This window comes from Listeria monocytogenes (assembly GCF_900187225.1).
Lineage (GTDB): Bacteria > Bacillota > Bacilli > Lactobacillales > Listeriaceae > Listeria > Listeria monocytogenes.
Genome location: NZ_LT906436.1, coordinates 2,584,523 through 2,601,114 on the forward strand (window position 1 = coordinate 2,584,523; position 16,592 = coordinate 2,601,114).

The window sequence follows — 16,592 nt, forward strand, 5'->3', positions numbered from 1 at the left end:
CCGTTTTTTCCAAAAGAGAGTTCCCACTGCTGAAAAGGAACAAAAAACAACGTCCGAAAATGGCCTCTGAGTTTTGCCGCTGAAATGAAGTAAGCTGCAACGGATTTGGCGTCCGTTATCAAACGCCCTAAGTATTTCTACATAAATGCTTATTTGAGGTTTTCAGTATAAACTGAAAATAAATTAAGGTGGTACCGCGTGAAATTTTCTCGCCCTTATTCCAAGATATTTTTTTGGAAAAGGGCGAGTTTTATTTTACCCTAAATTGCTCGAAATGGAGGATTTCAAAATGACAAAACAACTACTTGTTTTACAATCTGATTTTGGTATTAGTGATGGTGCAGTTAGCGCCATGTACGGCGTGATTAATAGCGTTAGCATAGATTTGCAAATATATGATTTAACACATCAAATTCCTCAATTTAATATTTGGGAAGCATCCTATCGTTTACTCCAAACCGTGACTTATTGGCCCGAAGATACCATTTTTGTTTCGATTGTTGATCCTGGAGTTGGTTCGAAGCGTCGAAGCGTCGCCGTTTTAACAGAAGATGGTCATTATATTATTACGCCAGACAATGGAACCCTAACTCATATCGCGCATTACGGAACAATTAAAGCAGTTCGTCTCATTGATGAAGAAAAAAATCGTCTTCCAAAGTCAGGTGCATCCCATACATTTCACGGTCGAGATATTTTCGCTTATACCGCTGCTAGGCTCGCAGCCGGCGTAATTAATTTTGAAGATATTGGCCCAGCTGCCAACCCCGACTCCATTGTCTCCCTTAGTTTAAGCGACTCTTATTTGGAAGGAGATCAAGCTTTCGGAACCATTGATATTATCGACCGCCCATTTGGTAACCTTTGGACAAATATTCGTCGGACCGATTTTTTTGAGCTGGGCGCAAACTATGGCGATTCCATTGAAGTCCTCATAAAACACCACGACCGTATAGTTTATAAGAATTTCGTTACTTATAGCCGCTCATTTGCAGACTTACGGATCGGCGAAGCACTCATCTACGTCAACTCACTCGATAACCTCGGACTCGGTATCAATCAAGGTTCTTTCGTAGACGCTTATTCAGTCGGCACCGGCACCAGCTGGAAAGTCACCCTTAAAAAAGTATAAAAAACAAGGTCAAACTTCCAAATTGGAAGTTTGACCCTGTTTCTTTTTTATTTCGTATATTCTTTGACGATTGGCTCTTGTTTCTTGGTTTTTAGGAATAAACTTAAGATCATCCCAATAGCCGCAAAAATCGCTGCAACCATAAACGCCGCACGCATTCCGTCCAAACTAGCATCTTGCGCTTTTTGAGCAAAACTAGCAGGATCCGTCGCCATAAGCGCTTTTCCTGGCATATTGTCTTTGGTTACATTCGTTAAAACAGTAATAAGTACCGCAGTCCCGATTGAACCAGCAATTTGTCGAATCGTATTATTTACTGCCGAACCGTGGTTAATCAAGTGGTTAGGAAGTGCATTCATACCCGCTGTCGAAACTGGCATCATTGCCATTGAAATACCGAAGAACCGCACGGCATAAAATACTACAATATACCAAAGTGGCGTATCCATCGTTAAGAACATAAATGGAATTGTACCGATAGTCAAAATGGTAACCCCGGTAATCGTCAACCATTTCGCCCCAATTTTATCGAAAATAATACCCGTAATTGGACTCATTATCCCCATAATAATCGCACCCGGAAGTAATAATAGACCTGATTGAAGCGCCGACTCCCCGCGAATTGTTTGAATATAAAGTGGTAACACAATTTCCGCACCAATCATTGCCATTGTTACAATTGAACCAAGAATAACAGACAATGAAAATACCGGATATTTAAACACATGTAGTTCAAGCATCGGATTATCAATAACTAGTTGGCGCCAAACAAATAGTGCAATAACAACGACACCAACAATCAACATCGTGATAACCGTTGTATCTCCCCAACCATCATTACCCGCTGAACTAAATCCGTATAGCAATGCCCCAAAACCAATCGAAGACATTACAATAGAAAGAAAATCAATTTTTGTATCAGTTAACTTCACTACTTTTTTCATTCCAAAGAACGCTAGAATTATATCGATAACCGCGATTGGAATTAAAATAAGAAATAATACGCGCCAATCATACGAATCCACAATCCAACCAGACAAAGTTGGCCCAATTGCTGGAGCAAACGCAATAACGAGTCCCATCAGCCCCATTGCCGCCCCACGTTTTTCACGCGGGAAAATTAGCAAGAAGATTGTTTGAAGTAATGGCATCATAATCCCCGCACCCGCCGCTTGAACAATACGACCAGTAAGCAAGATCGGGAATGAACCCGCCACAGATGCAATAATTGTACCAATTGTAAATACAGTCATCGCCGTAATAAATAACGTTTTCGAACTAATTTTTTCAATTAAAAGTGCTGTAATTGGAATCATAATCCCATTTGTCAGCAAGAAAGCTGTCGTTAACCATTGCCCTGTTGCTGCTGTAATATGCAAATCATCCATAATCATTGGTAGCGCCGTCGCTAATAACGTCTGATTCAAAATCGCTACAAATGCCCCAATAATCATTGTTACTACTAATAAACTTCTACTATAAGATTTCCCGTTAACATCAACAGGCTGTTCTACTGCTGTACTATTCAAAATTAATACCCCTTCCCATGTGGAAATTTCCAGATGAATAATAGAAGTATAATAAAAAAAGACCAACAAGTCAACAAAAAGTGACTGGTCAGTCTAATTGTTATAAAAGCCCGTTCACACAAGCTTCTAATTTATTTACTTCTTTCGTCAAACTAGCCGGTACATGTTGCTTAAGATAGAGTAGCGTTCCTTGAACCATGAAATCTCTTGGCGCCTCATTATTATTAATCTCACCAACAAGTGCATTCATCGATTCCTTATACTGCCATTTATCCGAATCAGCAATATCCGCATTCTCAATTCCAACATTAAGCTCCTCAAGCGCTTCCCGGAGTTTAGCCAAACGCTTCTTCCGTATCATCGTTTGGTCTGGCACAAGGTTTTCCGTATCCGCTTCCGTAAATACAATCTCTCCACTCTCCAAAATATCCTTAACAAGCGCATCAAGTCTTCTCACAACATAAGGAATCGCCCGCTCAATCAGCCCTGTGTTAACATTCTTGCTACCACTAGCAAAGACATACATCGCTGCCATACCACTAAGTAGCATCGTAATATCATTAATATACGGCTTCGTTTCCTCCCCGTAAACCTCTAACAACTGATATTTAACCCATTCCATATTTTTCAGCCGAACATTCTGTAAAAACGCATTAAAATCATCATCAATCATCGTCTGAGAAAAAGTAATATTCAATATCTCCCCATTCTCCGTATAAAAATGAATAATAATCTTCAAGCACTCCGTAAAATTATCCTTCTTCGTCCCATCTAGCCCCATCGTATACTCCAAACGCTGATGCAAAACAGAATACTCCTGCTTAAAAATCACAATTGCCAGTTCCTCTTTCGAAGTAAAATAATTATAAAAAGTCCCTTTAGAAATCCCAGCTGCATCAACCATATCCTGTACAGACGTCTTCAAATACCCTTGTTTTTGAAACACCTCTTTAGCCGACTTAATAATCCGCTGCTTCTTCTCCTTCAAAAAAACACCCCACCCGTTCTGTTATTATACCCATAGTATAATCGATTTATACTACCTATTCAAGATATCCATAATAAAAATCATTATTCTTTTAAACAATAAAAAAAGCCTCGCATACTAGCGAAACATACAAATTATCCATATATTATTTAAGCCACTTGTCGGATTTGAACCGACGACCCCTTCCTTACCATGGAAGTGCTCTACCAACTGAGCTAAAGCGGCAGCAAAGCCTTTCAAATAAAAAAATGGCTCCACAGGCAGGACTCGAACCTGCGACCGATCGGTTAACAGCCGATTGCTCTACCAACTGAGCTACTGTGGAATAATAAATTGCCCGGCAGCGACCTACTCTCGCAGGGGGAAGCCCCCAACTACCATTGGCGCAGAGAAGCTTAACTACCGTGTTCGGGATGGGAACGGGTGTGACCTTCTCGCCATAACTACCAGACAATATTGAAGTTGTTGAAAGATTGCTCTCTCAAAACTAGAGAAGAAAGTGTTCAGTTAGGTAACTTCGTTTCATTTTTTGGTTAAGTCCTCGATCGATTAGTATTTGTCCGCTCCATGTATCGCTACACTTCCACTCCAAACCTATCTACCTGATCATCTTTCAGGGATCTTACTTTCCGAAGAAATGGGAAATCTCATCTTGAGGGGGGCTTCACGCTTAGATGCTTTCAGCGTTTATCCCTGCCACACATAGCTACCCAGCGATGCTCCTGGCGGAACAACTGGTACACCAGCGGTGTGTCCATCCCGGTCCTCTCGTACTAAGGACAGCTCCTCTCAAATTTCCTGCGCCCGCGACGGATAGGGACCGAACTGTCTCACGACGTTCTGAACCCAGCTCGCGTGCCGCTTTAATGGGCGAACAGCCCAACCCTTGGGACCGACTACAGCCCCAGGATGCGACGAGCCGACATCGAGGTGCCAAACCTCCCCGTCGATGTGGACTCTTGGGGGAGATAAGCCTGTTATCCCCGGGGTAGCTTTTATCCGTTGAGCGATGGCCCTTCCATGCGGAACCACCGGATCACTAAGCCCGACTTTCGTCCCTGCTCGACTTGTCAGTCTCGCAGTCAAGCTCCCTTGTGCCTTTACACTCTGCGAATGATTTCCATCCATTCTGAGGGAACCTTTGGGCGCCTCCGTTACTCTTTAGGAGGCGACCGCCCCAGTCAAACTGCCCACCTGACACTGTCTCCCCACGCGCTAAGCGTGGCGGGTTAGAATGGTCATACAGCCAGGGTAGTATCCCACCATTGCCTCCTCGTATGCTAGCGCACACGTCTCTTCGGCTCCTACCTATCCTGTACAAGCGGTACAAACATTCCATATCAGGTTGCAGTAAAGCTCCACGGGGTCTTTCCGTCCTGTCGCGGGTAACCTGCATCTTCACAGGTACTATAATTTCACCGAGTCTCTCGTTGAGACAGTGCCCAGATCGTTGCGCCTTTCGTGCGGGTCGGAACTTACCCGACAAGGAATTTCGCTACCTTAGGACCGTTATAGTTACGGCCGCCGTTTACTGGGGCTTCAATTCGTACCTTCGCCGAAGCTAAGCACTCCTCTTAACCTTCCAGCACCGGGCAGGCGTCAGCCCCTATACGTCACCTTACGGTTTTGCAGAGACCTGTGTTTTTGCTAAACAGTCGCCTGGGCCTATTCACTGCGGCTCTCTCGGGCTTGCACCCTAATAGAGCACCCCTTCTCCCGAAGTTACGGGGTCATTTTGCCGAGTTCCTTAACGAGAGTTCTCTCGCTCACCTTAGGATTCTCTCCTCATCTACCTGTGTCGGTTTGCGGTACGGGCAGTACTACTCTTCCTAGAGGCTTTTCTTGACAGCGTGAAATCAGGAACTTCCGTACTTAATTTCCTTCCCCATCACAGCTCATGCTTCGCGAGAAGCGGATTTGCCTACTTCTCACACTCACTGCTTGGACGCACATTTCCATTCGTGCGATTCCCTATCCTTCTGTGTCACCCCATCGGTTAAACAATTAGCACTGGTACAGGAATCTCTACCTGTTGTCCATCGCCTACGCCTATCGGCCTCAGCTTAGGTCCCGACTAACCCTGAGCGGACGAGCCTTCCTCAGGAAACCTTAGATATTCGGTGGAAGGGATTCTCACCCTTCTTTCGCTACTCATACCGGCATTCTCACTTCTAAGCGCTCCACCAGTCCTTCCGGTCTGACTTCACCGCCCTTAGAACGCTCTCCTACCACGAACCTCTAAAGAGGTTCATCCACAGTTTCGGTAATATGTTTAGCCCCGGTACATTTTCGGCGCGGGGTCACTCGACCAGTGAGCTATTACGCACTCTTTCAATGGTGGCTGCTTCTAAGCCAACATCCTGGTTGTCTAAGCAACCCCACATCCTTTTCCACTTAACATATATTTGGGGACCTTAACTGGTGGTCTGGGCTGTTTCCCTTTCGACTACGGATCTTATCACTCGCAGTCTGACTCCCGAGTATAAGTACATGGCATTCGGAGTTTATCTGAATTCGGTAACCCGAGAAGGGCCCCTAGTCCAAACAGTGCTCTACCTCCATGACTCTTTACCTCGAGGCTAGCCCTAAAGCTATTTCGGAGAGAACCAGCTATCTCCAAGTTCGATTGGAATTTCTCCGCTACCCACACCTCATCCCCGCACTTTTCAACGTGCGTGGGTTCGGACCTCCAGTAAGTATTACCTTACCTTCATCCTGGACATGGGTAGATCACCTGGTTTCGGGTCTACGACCTGTTACTTATGCGCCCTATTCAGACTCGCTTTCGCTACGGCTCCGCTTTTTCCGCTTAACCTTGCAACAAATCGTAACTCGCCGGTTCATTCTACAAAAGGCACGCTATCACCCATTAACGGGCTCTAACTACTTGTAGGCACACGGTTTCAGGAACTGTTTCACTCCCCTTCCGGGGTGCTTTTCACCTTTCCCTCACGGTACTGGTTCACTATCGGTCACTAGGGAGTATTTAGCCTTGGGAGATGGTCCTCCCGGATTCCGACGGAATTTCACGTGTTCCGCCGTACTCAGGATCCACTCTGGAGGGAAAGCCATTTCAACTACCGGGCTGTTACCGTCTTTGGCGGGCCTTTCCAGACCGCTTCATTTATAACTTTCTTTTGTAACTCCGTATAGAGTGTCCTACAACCCCAAGAAGCAAGCTTCTTGGTTTGGGCTCTTTCCGTTTCGCTCGCCGCTACTCAGGAAATCGATTTTTCTTTCTCTTCCTCCAGGTACTTAGATGTTTCAGTTCCCTGGGTCTGCCTTCCTCACGCTATGTATTCACGTAAGGATACTATCCGACTAAAGATAGTGGGTTCCCCCATTCGGAAATCTCTGGATCAACGCTTACGTACAGCTCCCCAAAGCATATCGGTGTTAGTCCCGTCCTTCTTCGGCTCCTAGTGCCAAGGCATCCACCGTGCGCCCTTTCTAACTTAACCAATTTACTTCTACGAAGTAAAGGTTGTTTTTCTGATTTTCCGTATCAGCGATGATACATCCAATCAGATGAAAGATTCACTTTCAGATGATTCTCGGTTACTTGTGTCATAAATAATAAATTATCTATGCTAACTTTACTAACTTTCTTATCTAGTTTTCAAAGAACAATTTTGGTGGAGCCTAGCGGGATCGAACCGCTGACCTCCTGCGTGCAAAGCAGGCGCTCTCCCAGCTGAGCTAAGGCCCCATAAAAGGATATGATTATTTGTATTTCTTGCGTCAGAAAGAAAAAGTGGGCCTAAATGGACTCGAACCATCGACCTCACGCTTATCAGGCGTGCGCTCTAACCAGCTGAGCTATAGGCCCGTCAAAAATGTAGTGGCGCGATGCTTCAAGCATAGTGCCTTGCATACTTTATCTGACATAAAAGAGAGTAACCTCTCAAAACTGAACAAATAGAGAAGAACGAAAACTCACAGGTTTCCTTTTCCTTAGAAAGGAGGTGATCCAGCCGCACCTTCCGATACGGCTACCTTGTTACGACTTCACCCCAATTATCTGTCCCACCTTCGGCGGCTGGCTCCATAAAGGTTACCCTACCGACTTCGGGTGTTACAAACTCTCGTGGTGTGACGGGCGGTGTGTACAAGGCCCGGGAACGTATTCACCGTGGCATGCTGATCCACGATTACTAGCGATTCCGGCTTCATGTAGGCGAGTTGCAGCCTACAATCCGAACTGAGAATAGTTTTATGGGATTAGCTCCACCTCGCGGCTTCGCGACCCTTTGTACTATCCATTGTAGCACGTGTGTAGCCCAGGTCATAAGGGGCATGATGATTTGACGTCATCCCCACCTTCCTCCGGCTTGCACCGGCAGTCACTTTAGAGTGCCCAACTAAATGCTGGCAACTAAAATCAAGGGTTGCGCTCGTTGCGGGACTTAACCCAACATCTCACGACACGAGCTGACGACAACCATGCACCACCTGTCACTTTGTCCCCGAAGGGAAAGCTCTGTCTCCAGAGTGGTCAAAGGATGTCAAGACCTGGTAAGGTTCTTCGCGTTGCTTCGAATTAAACCACATGCTCCACCGCTTGTGCGGGCCCCCGTCAATTCCTTTGAGTTTCAACCTTGCGGTCGTACTCCCCAGGCGGAGTGCTTAATGCGTTAGCTGCAGCACTAAGGGGCGGAAACCCCCTAACACTTAGCACTCATCGTTTACGGCGTGGACTACCAGGGTATCTAATCCTGTTTGCTCCCCACGCTTTCGCGCCTCAGCGTCAGTTACAGACCAGAGAGTCGCCTTCGCCACTGGTGTTCCTCCACATATCTACGCATTTCACCGCTACACGTGGAATTCCACTCTCCTCTTCTGCACTCCAGTCTTCCAGTTTCCAATGACCCTCCCCGGTTAAGCCGGGGGCTTTCACATCAGACTTAAAAGACCGCCTGCGCGCGCTTTACGCCCAATAAATCCGGACAACGCTTGCCACCTACGTATTACCGCGGCTGCTGGCACGTAGTTAGCCGTGGCTTTCTGGTTAGATACCGTCAAGGGACAAGCAGTTACTCTTATCCTTGTTCTTCTCTAACAACAGTACTTTACGATCCGAAAACCTTCTTCATACACGCGGCGTTGCTCCGTCAGACTTTCGTCCATTGCGGAAGATTCCCTACTGCTGCCTCCCGTAGGAGTCTGGGCCGTGTCTCAGTCCCAGTGTGGCCGATCACCCTCTCAGGTCGGCTATGCATCGTTGCCTTGGTAGGCCATTACCCTACCAACTAGCTAATGCACCGCGGGCCCATCTGTAAGCGATAGCCGAAACCATCTTTCAAAAGCGTGGCATGCGCCACATTCTATCATTCGGTATTAGCCCCGGTTTCCCGGAGTTATCCCCAACTTACAGGCAGGTTGCCCACGTGTTACTCACCCGTCCGCCACTAACTTTGGAAGAGCAAGCTCTTCCTCCGTTCGTTCGACTTGCATGTATTAGGCACGCCGCCAGCGTTCGTCCTGAGCCAGGATCAAACTCTCTTTAAAATATAAATTGAATTTGAATACTTATTCAACACCGTGAATAAGATTCCTTGCGTCAAATTGACTTCGCTAGCAATTAAATTACTAGTTTGTTTTGTTGAAAACAGCTTTCTGTTTTCTGCCCTGCGATTACCAGTAAGACTTTACGTCTCATTGCTTTTCGTCTTCTTCTTTGTTCAGTTTTCAAAGGTCAATTTCTTTTGTTGCGAAAGCGTTTTGTCCGCATCAGCAACGTTTATAAATATACCAAGATTTTTGCCTTTCGTCAATACTTTTTACAAAGTTTTTATGATAAATATGGAATTATTTTCTCTGCTAGGGTTTTATATGCTTTTCCTGAAGTGCTTGAAGAGTTGAAAAGGGCTGATACATAGCCATTTCCATTTGGTTCTGGTTGTTCTATTGGTAGTTGTATTAAAAGTTGTGTTTCTAAGTCTGCAGCAACTTTTTCGCCGCCGCCTTGTCCGAATACTTTTAATACTTGTCCATCAGCTAAAGTAAGATAAGACATATTTTCGATTACACCGATGATTTTGTGATTGTTTTTTGCTGCCATATATCCTGCTCGAGATGCGACTGACGCGGCTGCATAATGTGGTGTTGTAACAATAAGTTCATTGCATTTCGGGATAAGCGTATGGATATCTAGCGCAACATCTCCAGTTCCAGGTGGTAAATCGATAAGTAAATAGTCTAGTTTTCCCCATCTTACTTCTTCTAAAAACATTTTAATCATTTTCCCTAGCATTGGTCCGCGCCAGATAACTGGTTCTCCTTGTTCCACAAAAAAATCCATAGAAATCATTTGAATGCCGTGTGTTTCGACTGGGATGATTTGGCCATTTTCTTTGTGAGGGGATTCGGTTGTTCCTAGCAGTACAGGAATACTGAATCCATATATATCCGCGTCTAATAATCCTACTTTTTTGCCTTGTTGTGCTAAGGCGATTGCAAGATTCGCAGAGACAGTTGATTTCCCGACGCCACCTTTACCACTCGCTATTGCTAAGAATTTCGTTTCACTAGCTTCTGAGAGTATGTTATCTCTTGCTTGGAAAATGCGGTCGATAACTGCTGCAGGTAGGTATTCTAGCTCAATATTTATTTCATTTACGCCGAATTGAGTGAGAAGTTCTTCTATATTATGAACAAAATGATCCGTTTCTACTGCTGGATCAGCTAATGCGATTTTGATGTTTGCTGTTTCTTCAAGCACTTGCACTTCTAAAACACCTTCTGTTTCTTCTAAGCTTGCCTCTAAAACAGGATCTTGCAATCTATATAGCAATCTAGTAATTTGTTGTTCGTTTAACATATATAAAAACCTCCAAAAATGAATGCGCTGACATACTGATTATTATAGCATGACCGTTTTATTATTTCACATATTGCTTGTCTTTTCGGTACAAAAGTTTGTTGAAGAAAATTTCACAAATTTTACATATTTAACATTTCCAGCTTTAGTCCTTACGTCCCAATAGGTTTGGCGTAGTTATTGTTTTTCGTCATAGAAATGTAATAGAAATTTTTTGGCATTTTTTGATAATATAGTTGCAGATATATAAAAAGGAGTGCATTGAAATTTGGATAGAAAGTTTATAAAACCAGGGATAATTCTGCTAATTGTGGCATTTTTGGTAGTTTCCATAAATGTTGGAGCAGAAACAGGAGGTAGCAGAACAGCTCAAGTTAATCTGACTACTTCGCAACAAGCTTTCATTGATGAAATTTTACCAGCGGCTCAGGATGGATATCGCGATGGTAAATTGCTTACAAGTGTAACGCTCGCTCAAGCAATTTTAGAATCAAATTGGGGTGAAAGTGGTCTAAGCCAGAACTCTAATAACTTATTCGGAATTAAAGGAACGTATAAAGGTAAGTCTGTCTCCATGGGGACAATGGAAGCATCCGGCTCAACAACCGCTAATTTCCGCGTTTACCCTAGTTGGAAAGAATCCATTGAAGACCACACAGCTTTAATTACTGAAAATGCGCGCTATCAAGACGCTGTCGGTGAAACGAACTACCGCAAAGCACTGCAAGCTATTAAAGATGGTGGTTATGCGACTGATCCAGATTATGTTTCTAAACTAGTAGCAATTATTGAACGTTACAACTTAGATAAATATGATGTCATTTACGATAAAATTGATTCTAATCAATCTTTAGCAGCGATTGGAACAGTAGCTGAAAATAAAAAACAAGAGGTTATTTGGTCGGCACCATATAATACAGAAAATGCTAATAAAATCGGGACCCTCGAAAATTACTCAGGGCGTAACTTAGAAATTTCCTGGGAAGCTAAAACAGAAAAAGGTCTATGGTACTTTATTCGCGAGAAAAACAAAGATATTGGTTGGATAAATAGTAATGCCTTAAAAATCAGCTATCATCAAAAAGAAGATGAAAATGTTCATTTAACCAAATATGTAGATGATTTAAGCGCACATGTATATCGTCTACCAAGCCCTGAAAAACAATTCGATAATGGAACTATCGCAAAATACGATAGAAAAGCCCTTGAAGCAGATAAAAAAATTACTCGCGGCGGCTATGCTTGGTTCCGCATTTCAGAAGGCGAGAAAGTAATCGGCTGGGTTCGCGCAGATAAATTGAATGATCGCCTTTACGATCGCATCACAGAACAAACTTCGTACGATGGCTATGCTCTAGTAAGTAAATCTGCAACTGATAACGTATGGACTGCACCATTCAACACAAAAAACGCAGAAAAATTAGCACCACTTGCAGATTATGATAACGAAAAACTAGAACTAGTGACTCGAGCTAAAGCCGGAAATACACTTTGGTATCAGTTTAAAGTAGATGGAAAACTTGTTGGATGGGCTAGCGAAAAAGACTTAAATGTATTTTATACTCCCGCTAAAGAAGAACCAGTAAAACAAGTTGCTTACGTGAAAGACCCGACTGCAAAACTTTACAATAAACCAGTAGAATCAACAAGTACTAATCCAAAAGCAGTGGGCTTTTATTATGGAAAATTATTAGCAGTGGATAAAACAGCCACAATTCTTGGTGAAGATTGGTTGCATCTTAAAGACAGTCAAAATTCACTAGGATGGATTAAAGCTATCGACATCAATAGTTAAATAAAAAAAGGTTCTGCATTTACGCAGAACCTTTTTTTCGCTTATACATTCAGTTTGCGACTAGCCATCCATTTCACCATTTCTGGATCCGCATGTGAGAAGAACTGGCTTTCCCCTTGATTTAGGCCGGCAATTTCTTCCTTATCTGCTTCCGTCAATTCAAAATCAAATATAGCCAAATTTTGCGCCATTCTTTCTGGTTTTACAGATTTAGCTAAGACGATAATATCTTGCTCTACTAGCCAACGCAAAATTACTTGAGCGGCCGATTTTCCATATTTCGCACCAATTTTCGTTAAAACTGGGTTATTAAAAACATCATTTTTCCCTTCCGCAAATGGCGCCCATGCTTCTATTGCAACCCCTTCTTTTCGTAAAATAGCTAGATTCGCTGTCTGTTGTTGGAAAGGATTAACTTCAATTTGGTTGACTTGCGGTGTTACTTCATTGAACGCAGCTAGGTCAATTACGCGATCTGGGCTAAAATTGGATACGCCAATTGCTCTAATTTTTCCAGACGCCTGTAATTCCTCCATCGCTATCCATGCCCCGTATACATCATTGAAAGGTTGATGAATTAGCAGTAAATCAACATAATCCAACCCTAAACGTTTTAACGACCGGTCAAATGAGCTCATGACACCTTTATAACTCACATTTTCCACCCATATTTTTGTCGTGATGAATAGTTCTTTACGATCCACGCCAGATGCTGCAATACCGCGACCTACAGCTTCTTCATTCATATAACTTTGCGCCGTATCAATGTGACGATAGCCCGTTTTAATCGCATCTTTTACCGCTTGTTCCGCTTCAGCAGCATCTGTAATTTGATATGTCCCAAATCCTAAAATAGGTACTTCTACACCATTGTTTAATTTCACTGTTTTCATTTAAAAATCCTCCTCTTATCTTTAAAATTTGTCCCGTTCCCATAATTTTTCTACATTATCTGCATTTAATTCGCCAGCTTTAAACTGCGCAATGTGACTATCGTACGAATCGATTTTGTACACGAGTAGTTCTCTGACCTTCTTCATCTCGGCTAATTTTTCGTCTAATTCTTTTAGTTGGTCAACCAGTACTTGTTTTTGCGCCGCTTCGACATTTTGCGTCTCTCTGAGTTGCGCAAGTGTTGCAAACTCAATTAACGATTCTACCGATAATCCCGCATTCCGTAAATTCTTCACGAGATAAACCCAGTTCAAGTCACTCGTTTTATAGTCCCGATAACCACTTTCGTTACGATGGACTGGTGGAATAACACCAACCCGCTCATAATAACGCAACGTATCTACTGTTAAACCAAACATATCAGCCGCTTGTTTGATATTCATCCTCCATCACCTCGTTTCGTTCTTTACATATAGAATTATAAACCCTGGAGTTCACACCAAGGCAAGGAACTTGAGTTTATTTTTTTGAGAAAAGAAAAAACTCTCTGCGGGTGAGAGAGTTTTATTTGTTTAGCCGGATGATTTTTTGCACGTATTTTGGGTCTATTTGGGCTGGATTGGTTTCTCGAATTGGGAAATCGTTGGTTAAAATAATTTTTACGTCATCGTTTTTGTTTAAGTCGGTTATTTTTATTTTATTTCCCGTTTCGTCGTAATATTTATCTACGATGTCAAAGCGTATTGCGGCTTCCGGATTATACTTATCCTTTTTTTCTTTGAAATTATTAATTAGAATTGCATCCGTTTCAACTTGTTCTATTGTGCCGGTTGCTTCGGTGGCTTGTGTTTCGTTTTCGGTGTTTGAGCATGCTGTTATGGAAAGTAATGCGCACAAAATAAAAATGATTGAGGTTTTTTTCATGGTGGGCGGGCTCCTTTTTATAAACGGATAGTTCGAAAAGTTATATAGTGTCTCACTTTTAATTATTAATAGCTCTCTGTCACTTAAAACTAGATTTCCGATAGTTAAAGCAGTTCTGGTTTGTGCGTTAACGGTAAATCTTTCTCGCTGTCCAAACAGTATATAGTTCAAGCGTGTCACCATTTTTACTCGCATTTAGAATATAATCATATAAAATTTTTAAACTTTTGGTCTCGTAACAATTATTTTGCTCCTCCACTTTCAACGGTATATCCCCTTTGCTTGTAGCAACTTGAAATTTGCAAGTTGAGTTGAAACGAATTGAATAGGGAAACAATTTATTTATATCTTTATCTTGGTCAACATTCATTTCAAAATTCGGATTTAAGAAGTCTAAGCCACTCTAGTATATATAGAGATGAGGAAACTTTTCTCCGTCCTTTTCTAAGAGCGACTTCGAAGCAAGATAGTGATACTGTGTCATGTAGATAGTTTAACTCCTTTTTAAATTTAACCATGGTTTGGTAATTGCGATGCATTTTGTCTCTATGTGTTGGTATTCAGAATAATGTATCTCTAAAACCAAGTTAAAGATATCAACTACATTCAGACAGTTTTGGTAGCATTCAAAATAACATAGCTCTAAAACAGCTTGCGTTTAGAGGACGAAGAAAAACTAGTTTTGGTAGCATTCAAAATAACATAGCTCTAAAACCCTTTGTTTAGTTTGTTTATCTATCTAACTGTTTTGGTAGCATTCAAAATAACATAGCTCTAAAACAACAAGAAAAAAGATCCAGACAATATTGCAGTTTTGGTAGCATTCAAAATAACATAGCTCTAAAACGCTGTTGCAACATGATCAAAAAAATTATTTGTTTTGGTAGCATTCAAAATAACATAGCTCTAAAACTAAGCGTAATATTAATGTCAAAGCTTCTAGGTTTTGGTAGCATTCAAAATAACATAGCTCTAAAACTGATGGATGACATTTCTAAGCAAATAACTAGTTTTGGTAGCATTCAAAATAACATAGCTCTAAAACAGTAATCTCCTTTTCCAAGGACCATCACGTGTTTTGGTAGCATTCAAAATAACATAGCTCTAAAACTTGATAGATAGTGTTAGAAGGGAAATTTAAGTTTTGGTAGCATTCAAAATAACATAGCTCTAAAACTTCAGACTATGTTTTCAACAAAGGGATGCTAGTTTTGGTAGCATTCAAAATAACATAGCTCTAAAACTCGCCTGTTTGGGCTGTGAACCGAGCTGTTGTTTTGGTAGCATTCAAAATAACATAGCTCTAAAACTCATAGTCTGTTGGAACATCTGCATGAACTGTTTTGGTAGCATTCAAAATAACATAGCTCTAAAACTTCCCAGCCGTAATAGATACTAAATTACCAGTTTTGGTAGCATTCAAAATAACATAGCTCTAAAACGTGTTTCTTTCCCACCTTCTGGTTCAACGCGTTTTGGTAGCATTCAAAATAACATAGCTCTAAAACGCTGCCTCGCTTTACTCTTCGTTATCTCCAGTTTTGGTAGCATTCAAAATAACATAGCTCTAAAACAACACACCGAGCAATAGAAATACACTGTTAGTTTTGGTAGCATTCAAAATAACATAGCTCTAAAACGAATAATCCGTACAGCCTTATCATTATCAAGTTTTGGTAGCATTCAAAATAACATAGCTCTAAAACGAAAAAGTTGTCGATCTTACAAAAAAATTCGTTTTGGTAGCATTCAAAATAACATAGCTCTAAAACACCAACGGCGCGCAAAAGAAAATCATTAAAGTTTTGGTAGCATTCAAAATAACATAGCTCTAAAACTGCGCACGCCAGTCTACACTTAGACTTGGTGTTTTGGTAGCATTCAAAATAACATAGCTCTAAAACGCTATAGAGATCCATTTAACCGTTTCATACGTTTTGGTAGCATTCAAAATAACATAGCTCTAAAACAGCGTCAGAGCCCTCTTCTTCCACACGTGTGTTTTGGTAGCATTCAAAATAACATAGCTCTAAAACGCGCTTCCCATCGATTTAAACGCATTTACAGTTTTGGTAGCATTCAAAATAACATAGCTCTAAAACCCTTTGGAGGAACTGAATTTACTGGCACTAGTTTTGGTAGCATTCAAAATAACATAGCTCTAAAACGCCTTGCTTGACCCAACTAGTGACTTCTTCGTTTTGGTAGCATTCAAAATAACATAGCTCTAAAACTTGTTGTCGTCGGGTAGTTCGCCCATATCTGTTTTGGTAGCATTCAAAATAACATAGCTCTAAAACATTCGTGAATGCCGACAATCGTTCATTTCCAGTTTTGGTAGCATTCAAAATAACATAGCTCTAAAACGGTGAGGTAAATCAATATAAAGATGCATTAGTTTTGGTAGCATTCAAAATAACATAGCTCTAAAACTCGTCCACTCTAGTAGCATCTAGGTCTAGGGTTTTGGTAGCATTCAAAATAACATAGCTCTAAAACGTCATTTTTAA

At 41.8% G+C, this 16,592-nt stretch carries 8 protein-coding genes, 4 tRNA genes, 3 rRNA genes, 1 CRISPR repeat array and 1 other annotated feature (2 of these 17 running past the window's edge); of the genes, 2 read left to right on the forward strand and 13 right to left on the reverse strand.

All coding sequences use genetic code 11. The annotated features are described in order from the left end of the window. Positions 1-220: a binding site (T-box leader), on the forward strand; it begins 30 nt to the left of the window's first position. A gap of 69 nt (positions 221-289) precedes the next feature. Beyond that, on the forward strand, positions 290-1,132 hold the full coding sequence (locus CKV70_RS13100) for an SAM hydrolase/SAM-dependent halogenase family protein (protein ID WP_009931305.1): 843 nt from the start codon (positions 290-292) through the stop codon (positions 1,130-1,132). A 47-nt stretch (positions 1,133-1,179) separates the two neighbouring features. Here the strand turns inward: CKV70_RS13100 and mdrT are convergent, their stop codons facing one another. From mdrT to CKV70_RS13150, 10 genes are all read right to left on the reverse strand, one after another. Beyond that, a complete protein-coding gene (gene mdrT / locus CKV70_RS13105) occupies positions 1,180-2,661 on the reverse strand; it encodes a cholic acid efflux MFS transporter MdrT (RefSeq protein WP_014601165.1) in 1,482 nt (493 codons plus the stop codon). Between the two features lie 100 nt (positions 2,662-2,761). Then, positions 2,762-3,649: a bile-regulated transcriptional regulator BrtA gene (gene brtA, locus CKV70_RS13110; RefSeq protein WP_014601166.1), complete on the reverse strand. Its 888-nt coding sequence runs from the start codon at positions 3,647-3,649 to the stop codon at positions 2,762-2,764. A gap of 152 nt (positions 3,650-3,801) precedes the next feature. After that, positions 3,802-3,874, reverse strand: a tRNA-Thr gene (locus CKV70_RS13115). 24 nt (positions 3,875-3,898) lie between these two features. Continuing rightward, positions 3,899-3,974 (reverse strand) — tRNA-Asn (locus tag CKV70_RS13120). 10 nt (positions 3,975-3,984) lie between these two features. Continuing rightward, positions 3,985-4,100, reverse strand: a 5S ribosomal RNA gene (rrf, locus tag CKV70_RS13125). A gap of 78 nt (positions 4,101-4,178) precedes the next feature. Further along, positions 4,179-7,110 (reverse strand): 23S ribosomal RNA (locus tag CKV70_RS13130). A gap of 172 nt (positions 7,111-7,282) precedes the next feature. Next, positions 7,283-7,358, reverse strand: a tRNA-Ala gene (locus CKV70_RS13135). A 46-nt stretch (positions 7,359-7,404) separates the two neighbouring features. Further along, a tRNA-Ile gene (locus CKV70_RS13140) sits at positions 7,405-7,478 on the reverse strand. Between the two features lie 129 nt (positions 7,479-7,607). Continuing rightward, positions 7,608-9,157, reverse strand: a 16S ribosomal RNA gene (locus tag CKV70_RS13145). Together the 16S, 23S and 5S rRNA genes with 4 tRNA genes alongside form the textbook arrangement of a ribosomal RNA operon. Positions 9,158-9,440: 283 nt before the next feature. Further along, a complete protein-coding gene (locus tag CKV70_RS13150) occupies positions 9,441-10,469 on the reverse strand; it encodes an Mrp/NBP35 family ATP-binding protein (protein WP_003733022.1) in 1,029 nt (342 codons plus the stop codon). A 268-nt stretch (positions 10,470-10,737) separates the two neighbouring features. Here CKV70_RS13150 and CKV70_RS13155 point away from each other — a divergent pair, with 268 nt between their 5' ends. Next, the gene (locus tag CKV70_RS13155; RefSeq protein WP_014601167.1) at positions 10,738-12,264 is read left to right on the forward strand and encodes a GW domain-containing glycosaminoglycan-binding protein; all 1,527 of its coding nucleotides are present in this window, start codon (positions 10,738-10,740) and stop codon (positions 12,262-12,264) included. A 41-nt stretch (positions 12,265-12,305) separates the two neighbouring features. Here the strand turns inward: CKV70_RS13155 and CKV70_RS13160 are convergent, their stop codons facing one another. The 3 genes from CKV70_RS13160 to CKV70_RS13170 form a co-directional block, all read right to left on the reverse strand. Next, positions 12,306-13,157, reverse strand: coding sequence for an aldo/keto reductase (locus CKV70_RS13160; protein WP_003723644.1), 852 nt, complete (start codon positions 13,155-13,157; stop codon positions 12,306-12,308). Positions 13,158-13,178: 21 nt separating this feature from the next. Continuing rightward, the gene (locus CKV70_RS13165) at positions 13,179-13,601 is read right to left on the reverse strand and encodes a MerR family transcriptional regulator (RefSeq protein ID WP_003734937.1); all 423 of its coding nucleotides are present in this window, start codon (positions 13,599-13,601) and stop codon (positions 13,179-13,181) included. A gap of 121 nt (positions 13,602-13,722) precedes the next feature. Further along, positions 13,723-14,082, reverse strand: a complete 360-nt coding sequence (locus tag CKV70_RS13170) for a hypothetical protein (RefSeq protein ID WP_014601168.1) — start codon at positions 14,080-14,082, stop codon at positions 13,723-13,725. Positions 14,083-14,695: 613 nt separating this feature from the next. Continuing rightward, positions 14,696-16,592: a CRISPR direct-repeat array (repeat unit 36 nt; unit sequence GTTTTGGTAGCATTCAAAATAACATAGCTCTAAAAC) (it continues 121 nt past the right edge of the window).

Bases quoted from the DNA above. Each gene is read 5' to 3' on its own strand.
- CKV70_RS13160 (WP_003723644.1), bottom strand. From the start codon at position 13,157: ATGAAAACAGTGAAATTAAACAATGGTGTAGAAGTACCTATTTTAGGA.
- CKV70_RS13165 (WP_003734937.1), bottom strand. From the start codon at position 13,601: ATGAATATCAAACAAGCGGCTGATATGTTTGGTTTAACAGTAGATACG.
- CKV70_RS13150 (WP_003733022.1), bottom strand. From the start codon at position 10,469: ATGTTAAACGAACAACAAATTACTAGATTGCTATATAGATTGCAAGAT.
- CKV70_RS13170 (WP_014601168.1), bottom strand. From the start codon at position 14,082: ATGAAAAAAACCTCAATCATTTTTATTTTGTGCGCATTACTTTCCATA.
- CKV70_RS13100 (WP_009931305.1), top strand. From the start codon at position 290: ATGACAAAACAACTACTTGTTTTACAATCTGATTTTGGTATTAGTGAT.